The 19,426-nt window shown below is 69.6% G+C and carries 17 protein-coding genes and 1 pseudogene; 11 read left to right on the forward strand and 7 right to left on the reverse strand.

The genetic code is table 11. The features are described 5' to 3' along the window. Nucleotides 1-4: 4 nt before the first annotated feature. Nucleotides 5-3,166: a DEAD/DEAH box helicase gene (locus QQM39_RS28670; RefSeq protein ID WP_302000444.1), complete on the reverse strand. Its 3,162-nt coding sequence runs from the start codon at nucleotides 3,164-3,166 to the stop codon at nucleotides 5-7. Between the two features lie 118 nt (nucleotides 3,167-3,284). On the opposite strand from QQM39_RS28670, the gene QQM39_RS28675 reads away from it, so the two are divergent. Further along, nucleotides 3,285-4,361: a YDG/SRA domain-containing protein gene (locus tag QQM39_RS28675; RefSeq protein WP_302000445.1), complete on the forward strand. Its 1,077-nt coding sequence runs from the start codon at nucleotides 3,285-3,287 to the stop codon at nucleotides 4,359-4,361. A 498-nt stretch (nucleotides 4,362-4,859) separates the two neighbouring features. On the opposite strand, the pseudogene QQM39_RS28680 reads toward QQM39_RS28675, so the two are convergent. The 3 genes and pseudogenes from QQM39_RS28680 to QQM39_RS28690 all read right to left on the reverse strand — a co-directional run bounded on the left by QQM39_RS28680 (nucleotide 4,860) and on the right by QQM39_RS28690 (nucleotide 7,871). Then, a pseudogene (locus QQM39_RS28680) lies at nucleotides 4,860-5,881 on the reverse strand (SEC-C domain-containing protein). Nucleotides 5,882-5,974: 93 nt separating this feature from the next. After that, the gene (locus QQM39_RS28685) at nucleotides 5,975-6,388 is read right to left on the reverse strand and encodes a hypothetical protein (protein ID WP_302000446.1); all 414 of its coding nucleotides are present in this window, start codon (nucleotides 6,386-6,388) and stop codon (nucleotides 5,975-5,977) included. A gap of 10 nt (nucleotides 6,389-6,398) precedes the next feature. Continuing rightward, the gene (locus tag QQM39_RS28690; RefSeq protein ID WP_302000447.1) at nucleotides 6,399-7,871 is read right to left on the reverse strand and encodes a glycoside hydrolase; all 1,473 of its coding nucleotides are present in this window, start codon (nucleotides 7,869-7,871) and stop codon (nucleotides 6,399-6,401) included. Nucleotides 7,872-8,122: 251 nt separating this feature from the next. On the opposite strand from QQM39_RS28690, the gene QQM39_RS28695 reads away from it, so the two are divergent. The 4 genes from QQM39_RS28695 (at nucleotide 8,123) to QQM39_RS28710 (ending at nucleotide 11,116) form a co-directional block, all read left to right on the forward strand. Continuing rightward, a complete protein-coding gene (locus QQM39_RS28695; protein WP_302000448.1) occupies nucleotides 8,123-8,986 on the forward strand; it encodes a class E sortase in 864 nt (287 codons plus the stop codon). Continuing rightward, complete coding sequence (locus QQM39_RS28700; RefSeq protein WP_302000449.1) at nucleotides 8,983-9,294, forward strand: DUF6412 domain-containing protein; 312 nt, start codon at nucleotides 8,983-8,985, stop codon at nucleotides 9,292-9,294. The genes QQM39_RS28695 and QQM39_RS28700 overlap by 4 nt, the downstream gene beginning before the upstream one ends. A gap of 108 nt (nucleotides 9,295-9,402) precedes the next feature. After that, nucleotides 9,403-10,116 carry a YidC/Oxa1 family membrane protein insertase gene (locus QQM39_RS28705; protein WP_302000450.1) on the forward strand — a complete coding sequence of 238 codons (714 nt, stop codon included), beginning with the start codon at nucleotides 9,403-9,405 and terminating at the stop codon, nucleotides 10,114-10,116. A gap of 142 nt (nucleotides 10,117-10,258) precedes the next feature. After that, entirely contained in the window at nucleotides 10,259-11,116 is an 858-nt protein-coding gene (locus QQM39_RS28710) for a fumarylacetoacetate hydrolase family protein (protein ID WP_302000451.1), read from the forward strand. 98 nt (nucleotides 11,117-11,214) lie between these two features. Here the strand turns inward: QQM39_RS28710 and QQM39_RS28715 are convergent, their stop codons facing one another. Beyond that, entirely contained in the window at nucleotides 11,215-11,733 is a 519-nt protein-coding gene (locus tag QQM39_RS28715) for a heme-degrading domain-containing protein (protein WP_302000452.1), read from the reverse strand. Further along, nucleotides 11,730-12,803 (reverse strand): Gfo/Idh/MocA family oxidoreductase, encoded by a 1,074-nt coding sequence (locus QQM39_RS28720; protein WP_302000453.1) that lies wholly within the window; start codon nucleotides 12,801-12,803, stop codon nucleotides 11,730-11,732. Before QQM39_RS28720 ends, QQM39_RS28715 begins: the two co-directional genes overlap by 4 nt. 162 nt (nucleotides 12,804-12,965) lie before the next feature. Here QQM39_RS28720 and QQM39_RS28725 point away from each other — a divergent pair, with 162 nt between their 5' ends. The 5 genes from QQM39_RS28725 (at nucleotide 12,966) to QQM39_RS28745 (ending at nucleotide 17,257) form a co-directional block, all read left to right on the forward strand. Beyond that, nucleotides 12,966-14,066 carry an ROK family transcriptional regulator gene (locus QQM39_RS28725; protein ID WP_302003757.1) on the forward strand — a complete coding sequence of 367 codons (1,101 nt, stop codon included), beginning with the start codon at nucleotides 12,966-12,968 and terminating at the stop codon, nucleotides 14,064-14,066. A 119-nt stretch (nucleotides 14,067-14,185) separates the two neighbouring features. Then, nucleotides 14,186-15,019: a hypothetical protein gene (locus QQM39_RS28730; protein ID WP_302000454.1), complete on the forward strand. Its 834-nt coding sequence runs from the start codon at nucleotides 14,186-14,188 to the stop codon at nucleotides 15,017-15,019. Nucleotides 15,020-15,131: 112 nt separating this feature from the next. Beyond that, nucleotides 15,132-15,911 carry an HAD-IIA family hydrolase gene (locus QQM39_RS28735; protein ID WP_302000455.1) on the forward strand — a complete coding sequence of 260 codons (780 nt, stop codon included), beginning with the start codon at nucleotides 15,132-15,134 and terminating at the stop codon, nucleotides 15,909-15,911. A 129-nt stretch (nucleotides 15,912-16,040) separates the two neighbouring features. After that, on the forward strand, nucleotides 16,041-16,589 hold the full coding sequence (locus QQM39_RS28740) for a hypothetical protein (protein WP_302000456.1): 549 nt from the start codon (nucleotides 16,041-16,043) through the stop codon (nucleotides 16,587-16,589). A 2-nt stretch (nucleotides 16,590-16,591) separates the two neighbouring features. Continuing rightward, a complete protein-coding gene (locus QQM39_RS28745) occupies nucleotides 16,592-17,257 on the forward strand; it encodes a class F sortase (protein WP_302000457.1) in 666 nt (221 codons plus the stop codon). A gap of 221 nt (nucleotides 17,258-17,478) precedes the next feature. Here QQM39_RS28745 and QQM39_RS28750 read toward each other — a convergent pair whose 3' ends face one another. Next, a complete protein-coding gene (locus QQM39_RS28750; RefSeq protein WP_302000458.1) occupies nucleotides 17,479-18,147 on the reverse strand; it encodes an ANTAR domain-containing protein in 669 nt (222 codons plus the stop codon). A 200-nt stretch (nucleotides 18,148-18,347) separates the two neighbouring features. On the opposite strand from QQM39_RS28750, the gene QQM39_RS28755 reads away from it, so the two are divergent. Continuing rightward, nucleotides 18,348-19,379 carry a glycoside hydrolase family 6 protein gene (locus QQM39_RS28755; protein WP_302000459.1) on the forward strand — a complete coding sequence of 344 codons (1,032 nt, stop codon included), beginning with the start codon at nucleotides 18,348-18,350 and terminating at the stop codon, nucleotides 19,377-19,379. Nucleotides 19,380-19,426: the final 47 nt, after the last annotated feature.

The raw sequence follows: 19,426 nt of genomic DNA on the forward strand, positions 1-19,426 counted from the left end.
GACGTCACCCGGCTGTGATGGCCGAGTACGTCCAGACATCCGCTGGGATCTCGTGCTTCAGCTCCCAGGTGATCGCCATTGGCTTACTGCCCGTGTGTCCTTTGTACTCGGCCGGGCCGAGCAACATCCACGGCTGGGCTCCGCCGATATCCGTGGATTTGTAGCGGCGTACGAACAGCAGGACGTGGCTTCCTTCGCCGGCGTGATGCTGGTAGCGCAGGCCGGTGGGGGAAGTGGCTGAGGTCTGGTTCTGGGACTCCCAGTGGAAGATGGTCTCGCTCTGAGCGTAGTCGTGATAGCGGGTCTGTGGGGAGAAGTCCTTCTCGTCCTTCTCGAGCGTGATGAGGAGAGCATCGGTTTTGATTGACGCACACCATTTCACGCCCTCGCGGAAGTCCCCCGGCATGAAGCCGCCGATGGAGGACTGGCCAAGGGCGGGGAGGATTTCCTCGCGGCTGTACGAGGCGTGCACCGTCAGAGGGAGGCCGCTGGGACCACCGATTCCTCGCAGTGGGATCGGAACATGCTCGGTGTGGGCGAGGTTGTACGCCAGCACCTGGCGCAGCTCGCTGCGGAAGGCGTGCTGCTTGCGGAGAATCGCGAACCCAGCGTTATATGTCGCGAAGCCCTTGCGGGTGATGCCACCCAGGGGCCACAGCTGGAAGAAGAGCATGCGGGCGTAGGCCTGATCCTGCTCGTCGAGCTCGCTGTAGGGAGGTGCGTCGTCTTCCAGCATGCGCGTGTACGCCGCTACCCGCAGAGGGTCATCTACGTGGAGGAAGGCGGGGACGCGCTTGAGTAGCGCAGCTTCACCTTCCGGCGCCCCACCCTTCAACAGGCCAGAACGGCGAAGCAGCCCAGTCCATGAGTTGCCACTGCCTTTGTAGAGCTCCCTGACGTCACGCCCACTCTCATGGAGATAGCGGTCGAGCTGGGGCTCTGCGTAATCGGCTACCTCGCGCGCCAATGCCGTGACGTTGACCCCGATTTGTTCCTTGACATTGGCGATAATGATTTTCTTGGCCTTTTCCTCAAGGATGATCTCGCAGCCGGACGGAAGCTGCGGAAAGTCATGCTCAATGTGGTCCAGGAGCCTCTTGCGGGTCAGGTTCGTCAGAGCGCGGAACTGGTTCTCGAAGCGGAACTCCTTACGGTGTTGGCCGATGAAGTCCAGCACGGTCAGCACGGCCTTGTCCTCGGTACGGCGGAGACCACGGCCAAGCTGCTGAAGGAATACGGTCGCGCTGGAGGTGGGGCGCAGCAGGAGCAAGGTGTCGACGTCTGGGATGTCTAGGCCCTCGTTGAAGAGGTCGACCGAGAAGATGACCTGTAGCGCTCCCGACTTGAGGTCAGCGAGTGCCTGCTTACGTTGGTCGGCTGGCGTCTTGCCAGACAGAGCAACGGCGTTGAGGCCGGCTGTGCGGAAGGTATCCGCCATGAAGTGGGCGTGACTCACCGAGACGCAAAAGCCCAGCGCCCGCATGCTGTCCGGCTCGGCGATCTTCTCCTTGACAGCCTTCACCACCAACAGCGCACGCGTCGTGTTCCCGGACAACGCATCGCTCAGGGCGTTTGCATCGTACGTTCCTCGCTTCCACTCCACAGTGCTCAGGTCGGTGTTGTCGCTGATGCCGAAGTAGTGGAATGGGCTGAGGAGTTCGTTCTCCAGGGCCTCCCACAGTCGCATTTCAGCCGCGATCCGACCACCGAAGAACTCGTCCTGGATGTTCTTGCCGTCCATACGCTCGGGCGTGGCGGTCAGGCCCACTAGTTCCAACGGCTCGAAGTGGTCGAGGATCTTCCGATACGTCGGTGAGGTTCCGTGGTGGAACTCGTCGATCACAATCACATCGAAGTGATCAGGGGCGAGTCGATCCAACGCCCGCGCGTTCAGCGACTGGACACTGGCGAAGACATGCGTCCAGCGTTCCGGGATCTCTCCGCTGTGGAGCGATTCGCCGAAGTTCGGGTCTACCAAGACGTCTTGGTACGTCCGCAGGGACTGCTGCAAGATCTCCTTGCGGTGGGCCACGAACAGCAGCCGCAGGTCTCGGCCATGCTTCTTACGCAACTGCTTGTAGTCGAGCGCAGCCATCACCGTCTTGCCGGTTCCCGTTGCTGCCACCAGCAGATTCCGGTGCCGGTCATGAACCTCACGCTCGACTTCCAGCCGCTCCAGCATGTCGCGCTGATGCGGATACGGTCGTACCTCAAGACCGGACAGCGTGATTCTGCGCTCTGCCGCGGCGGTTGAGGAGGTGCCTCCCGCGATCGCCAGCGCTTCCTGCAGGCGGCTGCCGTCAGCCTCCGGGTCGTACAACTCGAAAGACGGGTCACTCCAGTACGCCTCGAAGGTTGCCTCGAACTTCCGCAGCACGTCGGGCGTCGCGATGGAGGACAGCCGGACGTTCCACTCCAAGCCATCGAGTAGTGCAGCCTTAGAAAGGTTGGAACTACCGACGTACGCCGTGTCGTAGCCGCTCTCACGACGGAACAGCCACGCCTTTGCGTGCAGTCGCGTTGACCGAGTCTCGTAGTTGACCTTGACCTCGGCGTTGAACTCCTGCACCAACCGATCTAGCGCGCGCCGTTCGGTTGCGCCGATATATGTAGTGGTGATGACACGTATCGGCACGTGGCGTTCACGAGCTGCTGTCAAGGACTGCTCGATGATGCGCAGTCCGTGCCACTTCACAAAGGCGCAGAGCAGATCGACACGGTCAGCGGTGGCGAGTTCGGCACGCAACTCGAAGCCCAGGCTGGGGTCTTCCGGTGAGTTGGTGATGAGAGCTGTGTCGGAGAGCGGGATACCTGGGCGTACGGCGAAGACTCCGGGAGCCTCCTGCCGTGTCAGCGCAAGGAGTTGGCGAGGGCCGTCGGCCACCAGGTCCACCCACTCCTGGGCACCTTCGAGGGTGCTGACGGACTCCAGGATGTGGTTGGCCGCGTATACCCGCTCGTCGGTTGGGAGGCCCAACAGCACGCGCCTTACTGTCCGTGCGACGTGCCTCGCCAGGACGTGAGGAACTGATTCAGCTCCAACCGAGTCACTGATGGGATGCCAACCGAGGTCTGAGAGCTCCTTCAACTTCTGCTCACATCGCAGTGTGATGAGCTCCTCATACACGCCCGCGACAGGCTGTGACAGATCCCCTGGCTGGGTCACGCTGGGCCACCTCGATCGCTCTCTTGCCACCACGCCCAGTTGTAACAGACGTCACTGGCAAGTCCTCTGGGTTGGAGGCGATCAGAGGTGGGTGAGTCGATCAACTATCGATTCTGAAGTGACAGAAGTGATCAATAGGATCCAGTATGCCGCTATGGGAGAGCGAAGGATCGGTCACATAGAAGGCATCGCCCCAGGTGCGGAGTACCACCGCCGGATACCCCTGCAGCGGGCCAAGCTGCATGGAGACAATCAGAGGGGGATCTCTTGGCTTGCGGACCCGGACGACGGTAGCGATGTCGCTGACGCCATCGTCCTGCACGGCGGATACGAAGACGATGAGGACCACTGGACCTGGGTTCGGTACACGGGCGCCTCGCGCGATGCCGACAAGTACAAGGCGAATGGGGTTACAAAGCTCCTAGCCAGTCAATCATGGTCATACCAAGACAATGCAGCTCTGAAGCGGAGCTATGAGAGAGGGCACCCTATTCGGATCATTCGTGGTTGGAAGGGTGACCCGCGGTACTCTCCAATTGATTGCTACAGGTACGACGGTCTGTACGAGATCACGGAGATCCGTACGGCGATATCGAAGTCGCCCGCACCAGATGGCACGCCTATCGAGATCTGCCAGTTTGACCTGAAGCGTCTCCCTGACAAACTCCAAGATCCGACCTCGGTGGAACGTCAGATCTCTGACCTGCTGGAGCGGCAGGAAGAGTTGCAGCCAGAAGAGCTGGAGCCCCTGGAGGATGAGCTCGAAGAGGGGGCGGAGGAAGAGCTCCTACGGGAGGAGAAATTCCCTGAGACGCGTTCTGCGCGAGTGCAGCGTCTGGTGCGCGACGCTGCAGTGATAAGGAACGTGAAGGCGCTCTACGACGGAGAATGTCAGGTGTGTAGCCTGCGTCTGCTGGGTCCGGATGAGAAGCCCTACAGCGAGGGTGCACACATCCGTCCACTCGGTAAGCCGCATCGAGGCCCGGATGTGGAACCGAACGTCCTGTGCCTGTGCCCGAACTGCCATGTGCGGCTCGATATTGGGGCCATCGTCATTGAGGACGATTGGTCGATCGTGGTGCGCGCGGGAGCGCTTGGCGGAAACGTTCGGCCAAAACTCAAGAGGCATCGGAAGCACAAGATCCACCTGGACTACATCCGCTATCACCGCCAGCGGTGGCAAGGGAAAGCTTGACCCCAGCATGGAGTGAGGCCGCAGCCGCGGCCGCTGCAAGGCGGCCAAGTCACAGCCCGCCTCCGTTCAGCGTGCCGGACGGAGTTCCCCCGTACCGTTGGGGCCGCCCGCTTCTCTGGGCAGTGTCGTGCTTCCGCGGGTCGCGTCAAGGGCGCTTCACTCCGCTGCGCTGCGTTCCGCGTCGGCTGCACCGATGGCCCTCCGGGCCACCCTTGACCCGGCCCGCTCCAGCACGGGGGAGAAGCGAGCGGGCGCCCGGAAAGGTGGGTGGCCCAGGTTGGTTGCGGTGGGGTTGGCTGCATGGCCTGCCAGCCAACGCCCCACCCGTCTATCGCGAGTGAGGACCGCGCGGCCTACGCGCGACAGCCCCAGCGCGTGCATCGGGGGGCGGCGTCGAGCCGCCTCCGCTCAGCGGTATGCGCAGGGGGCCCAGGGGTGTGAGAGGGGTGTGAGTCCAGGCCGCGGCGGCGTTGAGTCATCAGGAGGCCGGTTGGGGCGTCAGACCTGCGACTCCGCCCCGTGGCATCCTCCGTAAGCCTGTCCCGACCCACACCAACACCCAGCCCCCCGCTGCGGCGGCCAAGCCACGGCCCGCCCGCGCGCCGCCAGCGTCGTCGCGTACTGCGGCAGCAGGGTCGTGTCCTCCGGTGAGGCGCCCTCCGAGGCGGCGAAGGCCTCGTACGAAGGAACCGTCCCTGTCACGATCCCCAGGTTCGGGGTGCCGGAGGAGGACAGCTCCCGGAGCGAGGCCTCTATCGTCGTCAGGTGCTCCCCGTGAGAGGGGTACTCCACCGCCAGCGACGGATACGCGGCCACCAGCTCCGCCAGCTCATCCGCCGTCCAGTGCAGTACCGCTACAGGGAAGGGGCGGGACAGCGCCTCCCGGTACGCGCCCAGTTCCGCTCGTAGCCGGGAGATCTCCGCCTCCAGTTCCGCCGGGTTCTCCGAGCCGAGGGACCAGACGCGCTTCGGGTCGTGGAGTTCGTCCAGGGAGATCGGCATCGAGTGGAGGGTGTCCGCCAGGGTGTCCCACTCGTCGTGGGCCAGGCCCAGCATGCGGCGTACGCGATGGCGGCCGAACATCAGCGGATGCGTGGAGTACGGGGGCTCCGGTACGTCCGTGAGGAGCAGGCGGGCTCCCTCCGTGAACGTCTCCTGCGCCTGCTCCAGCTCGTCGTGCGACTCCAGGGCCTCCGCGACGATCACCCACGGGGCCGGGTCCCGGGGGAGGCCGCTCGGACGCCCTCGATGATCGCTCTCGCCTCCGCCTCGTGGCCGTACTCCCAGAGGTTCGATGCCTTGAGGGCTCGTACCAGGTGGGGGTTCTCCAGGCCGGTCGGCGAGGACAGCAGGCGGTCGTAGAGCGCGGTCGCGGCGGGGCGGTCGCCGGACAGTTCCAGGTGGGCCGCGGCCTGGAGGAGCAGGGCTTCGGCGTCCTCGGGGTAGAGGCCGGCGGTTCGTTCCAGGCGTGCCGCTTCGGCGGTGTGGTCGACGTTTTCGGCAGGCGTGTCGGGGCGCATGGGGGACACGGTACTGCCCAGGGATGGCGGTGCGGAGAACGGAGGGGGGAACAGGGTGCAGATATTGCCTGGTCGAGGCGGCGCCGACCTCGGTCACGCTTTCGCCAGGCACAGCAGCACCAGGAACGGGACCGGGATCAGCGTCGCCATGGCCAGCCATCTGCCCGGACGGGCGTCGCCGCGGGCGCGGGGGCCCAGGACGTCCACCGCCAGCAGCAGGATCAGCAGCAGGGCCCCGGTCAGTGCGAGCAGGAACATCATCACGGGTGCGTGATCGAGCGTGTGGTAGTCGCAGTTCGACATGTCCGGCCGGGTCGCGAAGGCGTCGCAGCTCAGCGGCGCGTACTCGGTCCACAGCCAGTACGTCAGGTAGAGCGGGAGGATCGCGGGCACGCCGAGGGCCAGGTTCGCCAGGGCGGGCGCCAGCAGGCCGTGCCGGAGCAGGCCGTGCCGGCGCCCGCGCTCGTCCTCGTCGTCGGCGTTCACTTCTACGACCGGTCGCGTCACACCCGTCGCGTCAGATGACCACCCCGTCGATCTGCAACGTCTGCACCGCCTTCGCCGCGAACGGCACCGCCACCGACTTCCCGCTCAGAGTCGTGTTCGAGTACGCCCGGTACTGGTCTCCGCCCGTCGTCACCGTGTTCCAGCGCGGGACCAGGCCGCCCGAGCCGCCGGAGACCGTCGTGAAGCGGGACAGGTCGAAAGTGAGAGTCTGGGCCGCCGTCGACGTGTTCACCGCGACGATCACCAGGCGGCGCGCCGACGCGTCGTACGCCGCCGCCGCGTAGCTCACGCCCGTGTCGAGGATGCGCATCCCGGGGCGGATGTGGCGGCTGAACTGGGCCATCACGTAGTACTTCGTCTGGATGGTCGTCGGCTGCAAGGTGTTCGCGTCGTACGCGATCGTCGCCCAGCCCGTCGACGGGTCCATGACCTGCCAGTAGCACCACGCGGTCGGGTGCAGCCAGCGGAAGTCGTAGCAGAGGTTGGAGGCCAGGGTCAGGCCCGTGCCGTCGCTGTCGCCTGTTTCCGAGTTCCAGAGTTTCTTGCCGGAGGTCGTGACGACGTCCGTGTAGAGCAGGTCGCGGCGGCCGCCCGAGCCCTGGTAGCCGTGCGCGTTGACCTGGCTGACCAGGGCCTTGGTGGCGGAGTTGAAGGACGACCACGTCGAGCGGGCCGTGTCGTAGTTCGTCTCGTCCGACGCCGCGATGCGGATGCCCGTCAGGCCTCGCTTGTCCAACTCGCTGCGCATGTACGGGAGTACGGCCGCCTGGACCGCCGGGTCCATGTGGCAGCCCTCCTGGGTGCCGGTGGCGGTCCACCAGGTGGAGGCCGGCTCGTTGAAGGGGTCGACCGTCGCGAAGTTCACGCCCCAGTTGTTCTTGGCGTACAGCGCGGTCGCCGCCAGGTGGGAGGCGTGCTGGCGGTAGTTCCAGGTCTGGAGGTTGTTGCCGCCGCCCGCCGCGCCGGAGGGGTTGTGGTTGGAACACATCCACCACATCGGGGAGTTGGCGAAGAGCTCGGTCGTCGCGCCGCGCTGCGTCGCCTTCTGCAGCATCGCGCGCTGGTTGGCGTCGGCCGTCCAGTCCCAGGCGGAGGAGGTGGGGTCCTCGTTGTTCCAGTCCTGCCAGAAGCCCTCGATCTGCTTGAAGCCGGGGATGTTGGGCGACTCGACCATCGCCTCGCCGTTCACGGTGTTCCAGCTGCACGCGCCGAGGTTGTAGCGGGCGATGTTGAGGCCGAGGCCGGGCAGTGTCGTGCCGTTGTACGTCACCGAGTTGGTGGTGAAGAAGAGGTCGGCGAAGTCGTTCCGGCCGCCGAAGACGTTGGCCCACCAGGCCAGGGACGTGCCCCAGCCCTCCCAGGTGCCGTACGACGTGCCGGGGTTGACGGCGATCGTCGCGTCCGCGTGTGCGGTGCCCGTCGCCAGGGCGCTCCCGAGGAATGCGCCGCCTGTCGCCGCCAGCAGAGTTCTGCGTCGGATCATGACTTCTCCGCTTTCGCTCAACGGCCGGTCGTCGTCGAACCGGCGTCGTGGCCTGTCCCGCTGATGCCGACAGGAAGCATCGGGTGTGACGGGTGAGGTTGTCGAGGGTTCCAACAGCCCTTTCTCAAACCTGTGGAGGAAGTGTTCGGGGTACCGGACACCCACCTTGCGCGAACCGGCCGCGCACGGGTCTGGAGACCTTTCGCCCCAGCCCCTATCGTGCGGGCGGCCCCGGTGGAGGAGGCTCTCGGATGGTGCGGGTTCGCGTCGTGCGGCACAGCGGTCTTCGGCGGCGTGCGCGTCGGCGGCGCGTGGTGTGGGGCGGTGGGGAGGTTCTCGTCACCGTCGGGGTGGTGCTCCTGCTGCTGGTCGTCCATCAGGTGTGGTGGACCAACCGGGAGGCCAGGGCGGGCGCCGAGCGGGAGGTCAGGGCACTGGAGCGGGCCTGGGACGGGGGAGGCGGCGACTCCGGTGCGGCGGCCGTACCGTCGGCTACGACCCCGCCCGCGCCGGCGTCCACCGGCTCGCCCGAGCAGTCCGGCGGCAGCCGACACTGGTCCGCCGCCGACCCCGCCCCGGCGCCCGACTGGTCCCAGGCCTACGCCATCCTCACCATCCCCCGCCTCCACCTCCGCGTCCCCGTCGCCGAGGGCGTCGGCAAGAGCGGCGTCCTCAACAAGGGCTACGTCGGCCACTACCCCGGCACCCAACAGCCGGGCCAGGCCGGCAACTTCGCCCTCGCCGGGCACCGCAACACCCACGGCGAGCCCTTCCGGTACATCAACCGGCTCGCGCCCAAGGACACCGTGCGGGTCGAGACGAGCAGCGCGACGTACACGTACGCCGTCGACAAGACGCTGCCGTGGACCGCCGCCCATGACGGCAGCGTGATCCGGCCGATCCCGCGCTCCACCGTCCGGCCCGGCCACGGCTACGACGACCCCGGCTACTACCTCACCCTCACCACCTGCACACCGGAGTACACGTCGAAGTACCGGCTGGTGGTGTGGGGAAGCTCGTCTCCATGCGGCCCCGGTAACATCAGGACGAGCACCGTGCGCGCGGAACCAGTCGTGCGCGATGAACGAGCCGTACGAGGGGAGGGGCACCGATGACGCGGAAGTGCGCGAATCCGCGTCCCGCCGCCGTGCTGCTGCTCCTCTTCCTCGAGATCGTGCTGCTCGACACCGGCAGCCTCTCCGCGACCGTCGCGCTCGCCGCGACCGCCGCCGCCGGTTCCGCGTTCGCCGTCTGCTCCCTCCTCGCCTCGCGCGCCGCGCCCGCCGTGCCGCCCACCCGGGTGCGTACGGCCATCCGCGACCGGGCCCGCCGTACGGCGTTCCTGCCGCAACGCGACCCCGACGCCTCGGGTCGGCCACGGCCCCGGGCGCCCGGGCACGCCCTCCCGGCGACCGTCGCGTAGGGCCCACCGACACCACGGGTGACCCCACGCGGGTCGTCATGCCGCCATGCCGTATCCCGGCATTTCGCTCATCACTCCGGCACGACGAGACCCTCGGAGGGCTCACCCATGTCCGTTTTCGCCGACCTTGTTCAGCAACTCGCCGACCTGCTCCACCCGCTGTTCGGCGCGACCGCGGCCGCCGCCGCGATCGTCCTGTTCACCGCGTTCGTACGGCTCCTCGTCCACCCCCTGTCCCGTGCGGCGGCGCGCGGGCAGCAGGCCCGTACCGAACTGCAGCCGAAGATCGCCGAGCTGCGGAAGAAGCACGCGAAGAACCCCGAGAAACTGCAGAAGGCCGTACTCGAACTGCACGCCGAGGAAAAGGTGTCGCCGCTGTCCGGCTGCCTGCCGAGCCTGTTCCAGCTGCCCGCGTTCTTCCTGCTCTACCACCTGTTCTCGAACACGACGATCGGCGGGCAGGCGAACGAACTGCTCACGCACCAGCTGTTCGCCGCGCCCCTCGGCGGCCACTGGAAGGACGCGCTCGGCGACGGCGGGGCGTTCGGGGGAGCGGGGCTCGTGTACGTCGGGTTGTTCGTGGTCGTCGCCTGCGTCGCCGCGTTCAACTACCGCCGTACGAAGCGGATGATGGCCGTGAATCCGGCGGTGCCGGTGGTCGACGGTGAGCCGGTGCCGGGGATGGGGGCCGTGAGCAAGGTCATGCCGTTCATGTCCTTCTTCACGCTCTTCACCGTGGCGGTGGTGCCGCTGGCGGCCGCGCTGTACGTGGTGACCAGCACGACCTGGAGCGCGGTGGAGCGGGCTGTGCTCTATCGCTGACCCGGTTCACGGTCCCGAGGGCACCTACGGTCCAGTACGTGAACCAGGTATTGCGGGATGGCCGTCGACCTTGGAGGATCGACCAGTCCTCCGATGGCTGCACACATCGGCGGGCGGCCCGCGATCGAGGGAGATTGTGATCATGAAGCTGCTGCGAGTCGGTACGGCTGGAGCGGAGCGCCCTGCGCTGCTCGACGCCGAGGGGACCCTGCGGGACCTGTCGGGCGTCGTGCCGGACGTCGACGGACCGCTGCTCGCCGACGACGCCGCGCTCGGCCGGATCCGCGCCGCCGCGGACGCCGGTGAGCTGCCCGCGCTGGACGCGACCGGGCTGCGGGTCGGACCGCCGCTGGCCCGTATCGGCAAGATCGTGTGCATCGGCCTGAACTACCACGACCACGCCCGCGAGACCGGCGCCGAGCCGCCCGCCGAGCCGGTCATCTTCTTCAAGGCCGCGGACACGGTCGTGGGCCCGAACGACACCGTGCTGGTGCCTCGCCGGTCGACGAAGACCGACTGGGAGGTCGAGCTCGCGGTCGTCATCGGGCGTACGGCCCGGTATCTGGAGTCGGCCGAGGAGGCGCTCGCGCATGTCGCCGGGTACGCGGTGGCGCACGACGTGTCCGAGCGGGAGTTCCAGATCGAGCGGGGCGGGACCTGGGACAAGGGGAAGAACTGCGAGACGTTCAACCCGCTGGGGCCGTGGCTGGTGACCTCGGACGAGGTGCCGGACCCGCAGAACCTCTCGCTGAAGCTGTGGGTCAACGGTGAGCTGAAGCAGGACGGGACGACGGCCGAGCAGATCTTCCCGGTGGCGGAAGTCGTGCGGTATGTCAGCCAGTTCATGACCCTCTACCCCGGTGACGTCATCAACACGGGTACGCCGGCGGGGGTTGCCCTGGGGGAGCCCGAGCCGAAGCCGTTCCTGCGGGCCGGGGACGTTGTCGAGCTGGAGATCGAGGGGCTCGGTCGGCAGCGGCAGGAATTCAAGGATGCCTGAGGGGCGGGGAGCTGCGGTGATGGGGCGGCCGCGGCTTCGTCGTGGCTTGTCGCGCAGTTCCCCGCGCCCCTGAAAGACGAAAGACGAGGGCGTTGCCCTTACTGCTTGCTCAGGAACTCCTCCAGCGCCTCCACCGCGAACCGGTGGTCCTCCAGCTGCGGCAGTCCGCTCACCGTCACCGACCCGATCACGCCGACCCCCTCGACGTTGATCGGGAACGAGCCCCCATGGGCCGCGTACGTGTCCGGGTCCAGGCGGGAGGACTCCTCGAACGTCGTGCCCTTGGCCCGGAAGCGGGCGCCGACGACGTACGACGAGGCGCCGTAGCGCTCCACCACTCGGCGTTTGCGGGCGATCCACGCGTCGTTGTCGGGGGTGGAGCCGGGGAGGGCCGCGTGGAAGAGCTGCTGGCCGGCGCGGTGGATGTCGATGGCGACCGGGGCCTGGCGCTCGCGGGCCATCTCGACCAGGAGGGAGCCGAGGGCCCAGGCGTCGTCGTAGGTGAACTGCCGGAAGACCAGACGGCGTTCCTGGGCTTCCAGCTCCTCCAGGGGCGGGGTGAGCTCCGGGTGGAACTTCGGGGTGATCTCCGGGTTGTGCGTCTTGTGCGTCGTCACAGTGCCACCGCCACTCCGTCACGGGCCGAACGGCGGGCCGCTTCCAGTACGTCGAGGGCGGCGGCCGCTTCCAGGGCCGTCACCGGGTTGGGGCCGCCGTCCAGCAGAGCCTTTGCCACGGCCGCATAGTAGGCGGGGTAGTCGCCGGGGAGGGTGGGTTCGACGCGGCCGCCGCCCGTCAGGGGGGAATCGCCGGAGCCCACTCGGCCCCACATCGACTCGGGTTCCGTGCCCCACTCGGCGGCGGTGTCCGGGCGCTGCCCTTCCCGCAGTGCCGCCTCCTGCGGGTCCAGGCCGTACTTCACATAGCCCGCCTTCGAGCCCAGCACCCGGAAGCGGGGGCCGAGCTGGGCGGTCGTCGCGGAGGCGTAGAGGTGGGAGCGGACGCCGCTCGCGTGCGTGAGGGCGATGAACGTGTCGTCGTCCGTCTCGGCGCCCAGGCGGCGGACGTCGGACTCCGCGTAGACCCGCGTGACGGGGCCGAAGAGGACCAGTGCCTGGTCGACGACATGGCTGCCGAGGTCGTACAGCAGACCTCCGATCTCTGCCGGGTCGCCGGACTCCCGCCAGCCGCCCTTGAGTTGCGGCCGCCAGCGCTCGAAGCGGGACTCGAAGCGCCATACGTCGCCCAGCTCGCCCTCGGCCAGCAGCCGGCGCAGGGTCAGGAAGTCGTTGTCCCAGCGGCGGTTCTGGAAGACGGAGAGGAGCAGGCCGCGCTCCTCGGCCAGCGCCGCCAGCTCGCGTGCCTCGGCCGCGGTGCCGGCGATCGGCTTGTCCACGACGACCGGGAGGCCCGCCTCCAGGGCGGCGGTCGCGAGCGGGACGTGCGTCTTGTTCGGGGACGCGATGACGACCAGGTCGAGGTCGGCGGAGCGGGCGAGCAGCTCGTCGGGGTCGGCGGCGACCCGTACGCCCGGGTGCTCGGCGCGGGCCTGCTGCTGCCGCTCGGGGTTCGACGTGACCACCGTGTCCAGGGCGAGCCCCTCGGTGGTGGCGATCAGCGGCGCGTGGAAGACGGAGCCTGCGAGGCCGTAGCCGACCAGGCCGACGCGGAGGGGAGTAGCACTCATGCCGCCCACTTTCGCAACGCTGTTGCCAAAGTGCAAGCGCCGGGGACAATGGGCGGCGTGAACAGGACGAAGGGCGGTTCCGGCGGTGAGGTGGCGGGCGCCATGAAGGGCGGCACGGGCGGCGGCACCGTCGGCGGCGCCGCGCGGCGGAGCCGCGATTCGATGCAGCTGGGCGCCTTGCGCAGCCACAACGCCGCCCTCGTGCTCGACCTGCTGCGCACGGCAGGCCCCGAGGGCATCAGCCGGCTCGAACTCGCCGAGCGCACCGGCCTCACCCCGCAGGCGGTCAGCAAGATCACCGCCCGGCTGCGGGAGGACGGGCTCGCGGCGGAGGCGGGGCGCCGGGCGTCGACGGGCGGCAAGCCGCGTACGGTGCTGCGGCTGGTGCCGGGGGCCGGGCATGCGGTGGGGCTGCATCTGGACCGGGACGAGCTGACGGCCGTGCTCTGTGATCTGACGGGAGCCGTGGTCGCTCAGCGCCGGGCCCCGCTGGATCTGGGGGCCGGTGCGGAGACGGTCGTCGAGCGGGCGGTGCGTGAGGTGGAGGAGCTGGCGGACGGGGCGGACAGGGCGGCCGGGAGCGGCCGTCGACCGGATGCCGTGCTCGGGGTCGGCGTCGCGCTGCCCGGGCCCCTCGACCATCGGCGCGGTGTGCTGCACCGGGTCACCGGGTTCCCCGAGTGGAACGGCTTCCCGTTGCGGGACGTGCTCGCGCGGCGCCTCTCCCTGCCGGTCGTCGTCGACAAGGACACCAACGCCGCCGCCCTCGGGCTGGCGGTCGGCGGAGAGGCCGGGGCCTTCGCGTCCTTCGCCTATCTGCACTTCGGCGCGGGGCTCGGCGGCGGGCTCGTCATCGGGGGAGCGGTGCACCGGGGCACCCGTACGGGAGCCGGGGAGTTCGGGCACCAGGTCGTCCAGCTGGACGGGCCGCCCTGCGGGTGCGGCAACCGCGGCTGCGTCGAGGCGCTGTGCCTGGCCGCCGTGGCGCGGGGCGAGACGGCGGAGGCGGCCCGTGTGCTCGGCACCGCGGCCGGCAACCTGGTCGCCCTGCTCGACGTCGACCTCGTCCTGTTGGGCGGCCGCACCGTCGCCGCCGCGCCCGAGACCTTCGTACGCGGAGTCGCCGCCGTCCTCGACGAACGCGCCCGGCGCGCGGGCGGGGACGCGGTACCGGTGCGGGTCGCCTCCGGCGGGGGGCGGGGGGTCGCCGAGGGGGCGGCTCAGCTGCTGCTGGCGCCGCTGTTCGGGCGGGCCGAGGGGTGAGGGGGTGCCGGTGCTGATCGGCGTGCCCTGATCCCCGTGCGCTGATCGAGGGGACTTGCGGGGGCCGTACGGAATGGCACCCTCCGGAAGCCGCCCCCGCCCGGCATGGTCATGTGTTTATGCGACTGCACTCACCCGTTCCCTTCTGCCTCGCAGCAGCCGCCCTCCTCGCCGCAGCGCCCCCGGTGCGCGCGGAACCCCTCGCCGCGCTCCCCAGCTGCGCCACCGACGACGGGGCCTTCCCCCTCACCACCCGCCTCCACGGCGGCCCCGCCTCCTACGCCGCCGGCGGCGGATTCGGCATCTGGTACCTGGACCTCACCAACACGACCGGCCGCACCTGCACCGGCATCCACCCCGTAGTCGTCCTCGTCGACGGCGAGCGTGCCCTCAAGCCGTCCCAGCCCCGCCTGGAGTTCTACGGCAGCCCGGACGGCAGCCCGGACGGCACCCGCCCCCACCCCGTCCGCTTCGAGACCACCGACGAGGACGAACTCGTCGGCGCCTTCGGCGGCCCGCGCGGCTTCCCCGGATTCACCGTCGGTCCCGGCAGGACCGTCTCCGTGAAGGTCCGCCTCGCCATCACCTCGGACGCCGTACCGAACGAGGTCATCGCCAACGCGGCCGTCGTGCAACGCCACGACAGCGACGGCGACTGGGTCGGCCAGTCCAACGACTACCGCTTCACCATCGAAGCCGACCCGGCCGATGCGGCCGATGACGCGGCCGACGCGACCGACCCGGCAGCCCGGGACGCCTCGGCCGACCCCGCGCCCTCCGCCTCTCCGGGCCCCTCGGCCACCCCCGGCCCCGGCACCGCCCGCAACCAGCTCACCCTCGCCGACGAACTCGCCCGCACCGGCCTCGCGTCACCCAACGGCGCCACCCTCACCGCCACCGTGGCCATGCTCCTGGCCGGCGCCGCGCTGCTGGTCGCCCGGAGGCGCCGCTGAGCCGGACTTCCCGGTGAACGGAAGGAAGCCACTGGAAACTGACCGTTCCCTGAAGATCGGGCCTGTGCTTAGGGTGGGGCTCACGCAGCACGCACGGCAGGAGAGCGCGAACATGCCAGACCGCAAGCCCATCGAGTCATGGCTCACCGACATGGACGGTGTGCTCATCCACGAGGGCGTACCGATCCCCGGCGCCGACGCCTTCATCAAGAAGCTGCGTGAGTCCGGCAAGCCCTTCCTCGTCCTCACCAACAACTCGATCTACACCCCGCGCGACCTGCACGCCCGGCTGAACCGCATGGGCCTGGAAGTGCCGATCGAGAACATCTGGACCTCGGCACTGGCCACCGCCCAGTTCCTCGACGACCAGCGTCCGGGCGGCTCGGCGTACGTCCTCGGCGAGGCGGGCCTGACCACCGCGCTGCACGACATCGGCTACATCCTCACCGACCACGAGCCGGACTACGTCGTCCTCGGCGAGACCCGCACCTACTCCTTCGAGGCCATGACCAAGGCGGTCCGCCTCATCAACGACGGCGCCCGTTTCATCTGCACCAACCCCGACGAGACCGGCCCCTCCGCCGAGGGACCGCTCCCGGCGACCGGTGCGGTGGCCGCGCTGATCACCAAGGCGACCGGCAAGAGCCCGTACTTCGCGGGCAAGCCGAACCCGCTGATGATGCGCACCGGCCTGAACGCCATCGGCGCCCACTCGGAGACCAGCGCCATGATCGGCGACCGTATGGACACCGACGTACTGGCCGGCATGGAGGCAGGGATGCAGACGTTCCTGGTGCTCACCGGCCTGACCCGGCCCGCGCAGATCGAGAACTTCCCGTACCGGCCGTCCAAGGTCGTGGACTCGATCGCGGACCTCGTCGACCGGATATGACTGCGGCCGAAAGCGGCTCCGCCGCGTGGCGGCCGGCCCGGAACACGACCCGTACGGAGCAGTAAAGGCCCCGCTGAGGATGCGGGGCCGGTGCCCCGGGGGGAGTCTCCAGATATCTGGAGGTTCACGATGGGATCACTGCGGGTCTCTCTCTGTGCGGTCGCCGCCCTTGGTGCGGTCGCCGCCGTCCCGGCGGCCTACGCGGCGGACGGGGGTGTCTCGGTCAGTCCGTCGTCCCCCCGCCCCGGCGGCGACATCGCGCTGCGGATGAGCGGCTGCGCGCAGAAGACGGCCACCGCCGCCTCCACCGCGTTCGTCGCCGACGCACGCCTCACCGCCGGAGCGGACGGCACGCTCGTCGGCGACAGCCGCATCCGTTCCACGCTCACGGCGGGCACGTACGACGTGAAGGTCGCCTGCGGGGACACCTCCCGCACGGGCGCCGTCACCGTCGTACGGCAGGGGGCGCGGCCCTCGGCCCCCGCCTCTCCCTCGGGCCCCGCCTCTCCCGTGGCCCCCGTCCCCGCCGGCGGCGGTGGCACCGCACACGCCGCCGCCGTGGACGCCCGCGCGGCCGGCCCCGGCACGGCGCACACCGTGACCGGGCTGGTCCTCGCGGGCGTCGCCGCCACCGCCGTGGCGCTGCGCAGCGCCCGCCGCAGACGCGAGCCCCGCTGACCATGGCCGACCACGAACGCCCCGCCTACGGCGGCCGCCTCCTCATGGGCGTGGCCTGGGTCGTGCTGCTGCTCGGGCTGTGGCTGTGGGGGCGGGAGGCCGGCGACGTACAGCAGGGTCTGTCCGCGCCGGTGTCGGGCGACGTCGCCGCCGTCGGACGGCCACCACAGGTGGAACTGCCGCCCGCCGCACGGCCGTTGGGGGCAGCGCTGCCGCAGCGCCTCGACCTGCCGGGCCTCGATGTGCGGGCCCCGGTCGTCGCCCGGGGACTCGACCGGCAGGGCGCCGTCGATCCGCCGCCCTACGACCAGGCCGACGTCGTCGGGTGGTACGCGGCCGGGGTGAAGCCGGGAGCCGCCGGGGCCGCGCTGATGGTGGGGTATGCCGGTACCGATACCCGGCCCGCCGTCTTCCGCCGGATCGGCGCGCTGAAGCCGGGCGCGACGGTGCGGGTGCTCCGCGACGACGGCAGGCTCGCCGAGTTCACCGTGGACGACGTCCAGGTCGTCGCCCGCGACCGCTTCGACGCCCGGCAGGCCTACGGCGCCCACCGCTCCGGGCGGGCCGAACTGCGCCTGATCACCTGCGGCGGCCCCTTCGACCGGGCGACCCGCGGCTGCTCGGCGAACGTGATCGTCTCGGCGTACCTCACGGGCACGGGGCTGTGAGCGACCCGGGGCGCACCTGGCCCGGTCGGCGACCCGCTCCCCCCGAAGTCGCCGACCGGGCCGGTCCTCGACCGCGCACGCACGGGCTGCGGGAGTAACCCGGCGACCGGCGCGGGAGGCTTGTGACCAGAGTGGGGACTCGTCCGACCGGGGGCTGGGGTCGTCCGGAGAAGACTGTAGAACGGATGACGGGCGGGGCCCAGAGGAAGGTGAAGGGCGTACTACGCGCGTCCCTCGCCGTCCGCCTCCTCCGCCCCCTCCGCCTCCCGGCGCAGCGCGGCGTCGTCCGCGACCCGGTCGATGACCGCCTGCGCGACCCGGTCCAGGGGCAGCCGATGGCGGCGCGCGTACTGCCGCATCCCCGCGAAGGCGCGGTCGGCCGCGGTGTTCCAGCGCTCGTCGAGCATGCCTTTGGCCTGCTCGACGCGCACCCTGCTCGACAGCGCCTGCTGCAACTGGTCGGCGACGGTGCGGCATGGGACGTACGACGTGTTGTTCCGCAGTCCGAGGGCCGCGCAGTCGGCGACGATCTGGGCCAGCCGCAGCGCCGTACCGTCGTCGCCCTCGGCGGGGAGGCCGGGGACGAAGACGTTGAGGGCGCCGAGGAGTTGTCGCCGGTGGCGCAGGGGGACCGCGTAGGTGGCGGCGATGTCGTGGACGAGTGCCCGCTCGGTGAACTCCGGCCGGCGGGCGGCTTCCCGGGCCGCCCTGATCGAGACCGGCGGCACCGGCCGGCCGGAGCCGTAGCTGTCCAGACAGGGCCCGCCGTCGCGCTGCGCCTGAAGCAGTTCCGTCGCGACCTCCCGGTGCGCGCCGCGCACCGCCAGCGACACCGTCCGGCCCTCGCCGATCAGCATGAACCCGGCGGCCCGCGCGGCCAGCAACCGCACACTCCCCTTCGCCTGGGCCCCTGTTGACGCCGCCCTCCGCGGGCGCGCCCCACCCCGCTCATCGGAACCGCCGCAGCGGCTGTAACAGCTCCCCGAACCGTGGCTGTAACAGCTCCCCGACAAGGCTCGGCGACCTCGTGTGCCCCACGACAGGTATGTCAGGATTGAGACTTGGAACAGTGCACCCGAGGGGGAGCTGGATGTACCTGAAGAGGGGGGCCTGGAGGGTCGCTCGCGCGCGGACGTCCGCGGTGGTGCTGGGGGCCGCACTGCTGATCGCGGGCTGTTCGTCCTCCGGGGACGGCGACGAGCCGGAGGACAACGCCGACGCCGGGATCAGCCAACAGCCCAAGGAGACCGATCCGTTCTGGGTGAACCCGGACGGCAACGCGGCAGAGCAACTGGCGGCCTTCGAGAAGGCCGGCAAGAAGGAGGACGCCGAGCAGATCCGCAAGATAGCGGAACAGCCGACGGGCGAGTGGATCAGCCCGGAGAGCCCGGAAGAGCAGGCGCGCGGCTTCACCGAGGCAGCCGACAAGGCGGACCGTACGGCGCTGCTCGTCCTCTACAACATCCCGCACCGCGACTGCGGCCAGTTCTCGGAGGGCGGCGCCGCCGACGGCAACGCCTACCGGGCGTTCGTCGACAGCGTCGCCAAGGGCATCGGCGACCGTGCGGCGACGGTGATCCTGGAGCCGGACGCGGTGCTGCACATGGTGGACAACTGCACGGCGCAGGAGTACCACGAGGAGCGCTACGACCTCCTCAGCGGCGCCGTCGCCAAGCTCAAGGCGCTGAAGAACACCAAGGTCTACCTGGACGCGGGCAACGCCGGCTGGGGCCACCCCGACCAGATCTTCGAGCCCCTGAAGCGGGCCGGCATCGACCAGGCCGACGGCTTCTCGGTCAACGTCTCCAACTTCTACACGACCCAGGACTCGATCGCGTACGGCAAGGAACTCTCCGCCAAGGTGGGCAACAAGCCCTTCGTGATCGACACCAGCCGCAACGGCAACGGCCCCTACACCGGGGGCAACCCGGACGAGCGCTGGTGCAACCCGCCGGGCCGCGCGCTGGGGGAGACGCCGACGACCAAGACGGCGGACCCGCTGGTCGACGCGTACGTGTGGGTCAAGCGGCCGGGCGAGTCGGACGGCGAGTGCAAGGGCGGTCCGAAGGCGGGCGAGTGGTGGGCGGAGTACGCCCTGAGCCTCGCGAAAGCCTCTGAGTAACGGCAGCCCCGCGCCCCCGAAAGGGGCGCGGGGCTGCGAACCCGCGG

The organism is Streptomyces sp. DT2A-34, assembly GCF_030499515.1.
Classification (GTDB): Bacteria; Actinomycetota; Actinomycetes; order Streptomycetales; family Streptomycetaceae; genus Streptomyces.

Coding starts and splice junctions, on each gene's coding strand:
- QQM39_RS28725 (WP_302003757.1), top strand. CDS start 12,966: ATGCAGCTGGGCGCCTTGCGCAGCCACAACGCCGCCCTCGTGCTCGAC.
- QQM39_RS28740 (WP_302000456.1), top strand. CDS start 16,041: ATGGGATCACTGCGGGTCTCTCTCTGTGCGGTCGCCGCCCTTGGTGCG.
- QQM39_RS28695 (WP_302000448.1), top strand. CDS start 8,123: ATGGTGCGGGTTCGCGTCGTGCGGCACAGCGGTCTTCGGCGGCGTGCG.
- QQM39_RS28735 (WP_302000455.1), top strand. CDS start 15,132: ATGCCAGACCGCAAGCCCATCGAGTCATGGCTCACCGACATGGACGGT.
- QQM39_RS28755 (WP_302000459.1), top strand. CDS start 18,348: ATGTACCTGAAGAGGGGGGCCTGGAGGGTCGCTCGCGCGCGGACGTCC.
- QQM39_RS28745 (WP_302000457.1), top strand. CDS start 16,592: ATGGCCGACCACGAACGCCCCGCCTACGGCGGCCGCCTCCTCATGGGC.
- QQM39_RS28690 (WP_302000447.1), bottom strand. CDS start 7,871: ATGATCCGACGCAGAACTCTGCTGGCGGCGACAGGCGGCGCATTCCTC.
- QQM39_RS28710 (WP_302000451.1), top strand. CDS start 10,259: ATGAAGCTGCTGCGAGTCGGTACGGCTGGAGCGGAGCGCCCTGCGCTG.
- QQM39_RS28720 (WP_302000453.1), bottom strand. CDS start 12,803: ATGAGTGCTACTCCCCTCCGCGTCGGCCTGGTCGGCTACGGCCTCGCA.
- QQM39_RS28700 (WP_302000449.1), top strand. CDS start 8,983: ATGACGCGGAAGTGCGCGAATCCGCGTCCCGCCGCCGTGCTGCTGCTC.
- QQM39_RS28730 (WP_302000454.1), top strand. CDS start 14,186: ATGCGACTGCACTCACCCGTTCCCTTCTGCCTCGCAGCAGCCGCCCTC.
- QQM39_RS28705 (WP_302000450.1), top strand. CDS start 9,403: ATGTCCGTTTTCGCCGACCTTGTTCAGCAACTCGCCGACCTGCTCCAC.